The organism is Falsiroseomonas oryziterrae (assembly GCF_021864505.1).
GTDB lineage: Bacteria > Pseudomonadota > Alphaproteobacteria > Acetobacterales > Acetobacteraceae > Falsiroseomonas > Falsiroseomonas oryziterrae.
This window is the reverse complement of the sequence record NZ_JAKJIB010000528.1, coordinates 1-1,715: the sequence shown is the minus strand read 5'-3', so window position 1 is coordinate 1,715 and position 1,715 is coordinate 1. Positions and strand designations below refer to the sequence as shown.

Genomic DNA, 1,715 nt, shown 5'->3' with positions numbered 1-1,715 from the left:
CCGCAGCAGCGCCTTGGCGAGCGCGGCGGGCGTTGCGGCGACGGCGAGCGGCAGGTCGAGCACGCGCGCGAAGGCGGCGAGCTGCTCCGCCGCGCCGGCGCGCCGGCCATCCGCTGAGACCAGCAGCGGCGGCTTGCCCGCGAGCACGAAGCGCGTGGCGAGCTTGGCGCAGCTCAGTGTCTTCCCGGCGCCGGGCGGGCCGACGAACATCAGGGCGCGGTCGCTCGGCGGCAGGCCTTCGAAGCGGAACTCGCGTGCCAGCGCGGCGTGGAGCGGAAGCCCGGCAAGGCGCCCGGCGAGCGTCGCTGGCAGGTTGTGCCGCTGCAGCGCGCCGGGCAGGACGGGCGCCTGCGGCGTCGGCGCAATCAGCAGCGGCTCGTCCTCGCCGTCCTGCGCCGCTGTCACCTCGACGCCGCCGGCGATGCGGCGAGTGGCGAGGATCACTGCCTCGGCACCGAGCTCGGCGCGCAGCCGTGCCATGGCGTCGGAGATATGCGCCGCGCGCACCGTGCGCAGCCTCATGCGGCCACGCTGCCGACGGTGCGGATCCGTGCGCGCGGATGGATCTCGGCATGCGCGAGCACCGTGGTCTGCGGTCGGAACCGCTCTATGACCGCGCGCACATGCGCGCGGATCCCGCTCGAGCAGACCAGCACCGCGGGTTCGCTTCCGGCGCCGTCGAAGGCGTCGCGCACCGCCGTCATGAAGGCGCCAAGCCGCGAGGGCGCCATGGCGAGCTGCTTCTCCTCGCCGGGCCCGTGCAGCGCCTCGGTGAAATCGCGCTCCCATTCCGGGGCCAGGACGATGACGGGAATGACGCCGTCCGGCGCGCGGGCGGCGTCGCTCAGCTGGCGCGCGAGGCGGGCGCGCACCGTCGCGACGATGCCGGGAATGCTGCGCCCGCCGGTGCCGACCGCGTCTTGGATGCCTTCGAGGATGGTCGGCAGGTCGCGGATCGAGACGCGCTCGACGAGCAGGGATTGCAGCACGCGCTGGACGGTGCCGAGGCTCGCCTGTGCGGGGATCAGATCGCCGACCAGTCGCCGGTGCTCGGGCGGCAGCTCGTCGAGCAGCTTTTGCGTCTCGGCGAAGGACAGCAGCTCCGGCATGGTGTCGCGCACGATCTCGGTCAGGTGCGTCGCCAGCACGCCGGCAGCGTCGACCACGGTGCAGCCGGCCGCCAGCGCTTCCTCCCTCAGGCTTTCCTCGATCCAGGCCGCGGGCAGGCCGAAGCTCGGTTCCTGCACGCGCTCGCCGGGCACCGGCGGCGGGCTGCCTGACGGGTCGATGGCGAGGTGCAGGGGCGGCTTCAGGACGCCGCGGCCGGCCTCGATCTCCTTCACGCGCACGACATAGGTGTCGGGCGGAAGCTGGAGATTGTCCTGGATGCGGACGCTCGGCAGCACGAAGCCCATCTCCTGCGCCGTCGTCCGGCGCAGGGCGCGGATCTGCTCGGTGAGGCGGGGCGCATCGCCGGCCGCCAGGCTGAGCAGTCCGTAGCCGAGCTCGAGGCGGAGCAGGTCGATCTTCAGCGCCTCGGCCGGCGCCGGCTCGGCGGGCGCGGGCGGGGCTTCCGTCACCGCCGCGCCGGCTGCGCGCTCCGCCTTCCACTGCGCGCGCGCCAGCCAGCCCGCCAGCCCGGCAAGTCCCAGGAAGGGCAGCGCTGGCATGCCCGGCAGCATCGCCATGAAGACCGACGCGCCCGAGGCGAGCGC

Annotated in this window: 1 protein-coding gene and 1 pseudogene; both read right to left on the bottom strand. The window is 74.3% G+C overall.

The genetic code is table 11. From position 1 onward, the window contains the following. Positions 1-522, bottom strand: a pseudogene (locus L2I40_RS22790) (hypothetical protein); the annotation flags it as partial. Then, positions 519-1,715 (bottom strand): FHIPEP family type III secretion protein (locus L2I40_RS22785; protein ID WP_237217648.1); only part of this gene is annotated, 1,197 nt, incomplete at its 5' end. The gene L2I40_RS22785 and the pseudogene L2I40_RS22790, both read right to left, overlap by 4 nt.